Genomic DNA, 3596 nt, shown 5'->3' with positions numbered 1-3596 from the left:
ATGCAATTGGTATAATAACCACTAAACAGGATTGCTGATATCAACAAACTGATGGATTAATCCAAACTTAGTGGCTAAATGCTTACCTAAAGCTTGGATACCATAGAGTTCAGTATTATGGTGCCCTGCCCCATAATACTGAATACCTTGCTCTACAGCGCAGTGGTAGGTACGTTCAGAAGCTTCACCACTGATAAATGCATCAATGCCAAGCGACGCGGCCAAATCGATATAATCTTGTGCGCCTCCGGTACACCAAGCAATCGTTTCAACCAGGCTAGATTCATCACCAAGGTGTAAACATTCACGTGATAAAGTGTGTGATATTGCGTGAGCTAACTCTTTTGCTTGAACTGGAACACTTAGTTCACCACGCCACACCAATCCCTGCGCATGCCCTTCAATCACCCTCGCATTATCAATTCCGAGCACTTTGCCCAGTTGCGCATTATTGCCCACTTCAGGATGTGCATCTAACGGCAGGTGATAACCAAATAAATTGATATCATTAGTCAGTAAAGCTTTAATCCGTTTCTGCTTCATGCCAACTATAATTTCAGGTTCATTTTTCCAAAAAAAGCCATGGTGAACCAAAATAGCATCCGCATCGAGTTTAATCGCTTCATCAATTAACGCTTGGCAAGCAGTAACACCCGTTACGATGGTTTTTATCTCTTGTTTACCTTCAATTTGTAACCCATTCGGAGCGTAATCCTTAAAATTTGCTACTTGAAGATACTGTGCCAAATACTGGCTTAATTCTGTTCGTGTCATCTGCTCACCCAAAAATAAATCATTTCTATGTCTATATTGTCGCTTTTTCTATTCAAACAAGCCAACACAAGTTCAAATCAACCCTTATTCGACTACAAAAATCGAAGATGACTTTAATAACACAATCAACCTCGTCCAAATAGCACCTACTTTGACTCACTTAATCGCTATGAAATGTCTAAATCATCATATAAATGAAGCCATTTGTGGTGAAAATTGGACTTTTTGGTGCATTAAACGATAAAATCATGCCAAACCTTCATGTAACACACAAAAACAAACAGGTTATTACTATGTCAAAACTGACCAAAGAAGAGGTTATCAGCACACTTGAGGCTGCACTTGCAAAGCAAGAAGGCCAAGCTGTTAAAATTGAACAGAAAGGTAGCTGGTACAAAATCGATGGCGGTAAATCATTACGCTTCAGCGATTTAGAAGCGATGCTAGTTGAAATCGGTGGCGATAGCGCCCCTGTTACAGCTAAAGCCGAGAAAAAAGTAGCAGCGAAACCTGCCGCTAAAAAAGCCCCAGCTAAAAAGGCTGCTAAGCCTGCGTCAAACAATGGTGGCAAAACACCAAAAGAACTTTGGCGTGAAAAATTAGCCGGTAAAGGTCAACTACCTCGCGGCTTCTAAGATATTCGTTTAAGCAATCAACGCTTCTCGTTTTTGCTTAGTTTGTAGAAGTGCTAACCAAAGCTCTCATACAAGCACACATATCGAAACTAAAACTCCGTTACTGATGAAGTAACGGAGTTTTTTATTATCTAATTAAGGCAAACGATAGCGATAGCCCTAGTTAAAGCCTAGTGCGTATACACTTGTCGTGCCGCTGACTTCATTTCCAATAACCAACAACGGTTCGGACGTTGGGCTATTTTCAGCACTGATGAACTTCATCCCTTCAGGACCTAGATCTCCAGCCAGGCTGGCATCCCCTTCGACGTCACCACTATCGGTATTAATTTCAAAATCGGTATCAAAATCACGATTAATAATATAGTCGACAAAGCTCACGGCAAAGGGATTCGTAATATTGTAAATCATCACCCCACCAGTACGCTCTAATCCTATAAAAGCATAATATTGTTCAGCTATCTTGCCAATAGCTAGCGCTTCCGGCTCGCCCGCTTTATCATCACTGCGGCTATCACCTTTATTCTCGTCGTTATTGTTGTTGAAGTTTGAACCCAGCACCGCAGCGGTTATCCGTGAAAAGTCAGAGCCACTATCAAACACTTGGTTACCGTTTTCGTCCCAAATGGAGAAAGAGCGGGCCCCGTAACTCACTATTTGATCAACATCGCCATCATTATCAATATCACCCAAACTCGTTGTTACCTTTAATCGACCGAGTTGAGATTTATCCTTTGCTGCAAGTAGCTGTGGATGTGCGGCATCCAAGAGTAAGTCTTGTGCTCTCGCTTCTTCAGAAAAGCCATCATAGTCTCTTGCATCACCTTCATTTGCAGTAACGATAAAATTACTACTCTGCCACTGATAACTACTAATGGTGTCAGGTTGATACATACCATAAACCTCAGCATAGGCATTAAAGTGAACTTTGCCGTCTTTATCACTCGCATCAATTCGATTTTCATATAAACCGTAGTCCTTAAGGCCAAGAGGTAAAATGGCTGTGATCTCCTTGCTATTAAGATCTAACACAGCAATGGCATTGTTCTCTTGTAATGATACGTACGCTTTTAAATTATCTTCGCTTATTGCGATGTACTCAGGCTCCAGATCTTGAGCAACCGATGCATTGGGCCCATTAATTTTAATCTTAGGATCAAGTTCATTAGCCCGAATTCCATCAAGATTAAAGTCAGCAAAGCCTATATTAGTTGAGGAGGTTGCAGGTACACTGTCTGTGATTGTTATCAACGACAAGCTACCTTCTGGATCAACTGTATAATCCCCGTTGGGTTCCCCCTCATTTGCAACAACCAAGAGCGAACCATCTTTATTAAAAGTTAGATTATCTGGCAGCGCACCAACTTCTACAGCATGAAGATAAAGCGCTTCGCCAGCATTATTGATTCGATAAAAAGCAACCACGCCATTGCCTTGTTTGCTATTACCCAGAGTATCTGCTCGCTCTATCGCTACAGCTAACAAATCTTGATAAATACTTAGACTATTAACACCACCTAAACCTGTAAGGTTAACGTCAGTAACTATATCGATATCGGAAGTTTTTGCTATGTTATCTAACGCTATTGCACCACTACCGGTGACAGCATCATCAAGCGAAATGTCCGCTGCATTTAACACATCCACTCTGCCACTTTTAGCATTAATCACAAAAATCTGTTTTGAACCAGTATGAAAGTCTACAATTTCAGCCGCACTTAGCCCGTAAATACCGCTTTGATAACGTCCGACTAGCTGTGCGCTTAATTGAGTCGTTTTTCCGTTACAAATAACTTGCGACTGTTCATCATCAATCTCACTGCTATCAAGTTCGCCATTAGCATTTAGATCTAAACCTGTTTGCAATAACTTACCTCCCATAGCACATTGCTCACTACCAATATCTAGTGATGTGATATCCACCAGTGTATCTCGACCATTGTCGCCTGCTAATCCATCAGTGCCATCATCTGCACACGCTGACAAAAGCAGTGCGGAAATTAACAAAGATAGTGCTTTGTTCCGTTTATTCATCGACTTCCCTTTTGATCCTGAGTGCGCCTTTCGCTAAAGGCGAGACAATAAAAGTGCTTAACCTAAGGTTTTAAAAAGTCGCTGAGATGACAGAAACAAAACAGTTTAATGACGAAGGGCCGCCGATCTTTGAAGGTTGTTTTTGCCGCAGTT

The 3596-nt window shown here is 41.4% G+C and carries 3 protein-coding genes; 1 reads left to right on the top strand and 2 read right to left on the bottom strand.

From position 1 onward, the window contains the following. Nucleotides 1-21: 21 nt before the first annotated feature. Nucleotides 22-774, bottom strand: coding sequence for a Nif3-like dinuclear metal center hexameric protein (locus tag AB4238_RS21935; RefSeq protein ID WP_372035703.1), 753 nt, complete (start codon nucleotides 772-774; stop codon nucleotides 22-24). A gap of 293 nt (nucleotides 775-1067) precedes the next feature. Between AB4238_RS21935 and AB4238_RS21930 the strand changes: the two genes are divergently transcribed. Next, nucleotides 1068-1409 carry a hypothetical protein gene (locus AB4238_RS21930; protein ID WP_372035701.1) on the top strand — a complete coding sequence of 114 codons (342 nt, stop codon included), beginning with the start codon at nucleotides 1068-1070 and terminating at the stop codon, nucleotides 1407-1409. 159 nt (nucleotides 1410-1568) lie between these two features. On the opposite strand, the gene AB4238_RS21925 is transcribed toward AB4238_RS21930, so the two are convergent. Beyond that, nucleotides 1569-3443: a choice-of-anchor I family protein gene (locus tag AB4238_RS21925; protein ID WP_372035699.1), complete on the bottom strand. Its 1875-nt coding sequence runs from the start codon at nucleotides 3441-3443 to the stop codon at nucleotides 1569-1571. Between the last annotated feature and the right edge of the window lie 153 nt (nucleotides 3444-3596).

It is taken from the genome of Shewanella sp. 10N.286.45.A1 (assembly GCF_041470405.1).
Lineage (GTDB): Bacteria > Pseudomonadota > Gammaproteobacteria > Enterobacterales > Shewanellaceae > Shewanella.
This window is presented reverse-complemented; position numbering and strand designations above follow the sequence as displayed.

Coding starts and splice junctions, on each gene's coding strand:
- AB4238_RS21935 (WP_372035703.1), bottom strand. CDS start 774: ATGACACGAACAGAATTAAGCCAGTATTTGGCACAGTATCTTCAAGTA.
- AB4238_RS21930 (WP_372035701.1), top strand. CDS start 1,068: ATGTCAAAACTGACCAAAGAAGAGGTTATCAGCACACTTGAGGCTGCA.
- AB4238_RS21925 (WP_372035699.1), bottom strand. CDS start 3,443: ATGAATAAACGGAACAAAGCACTATCTTTGTTAATTTCCGCACTGCTT.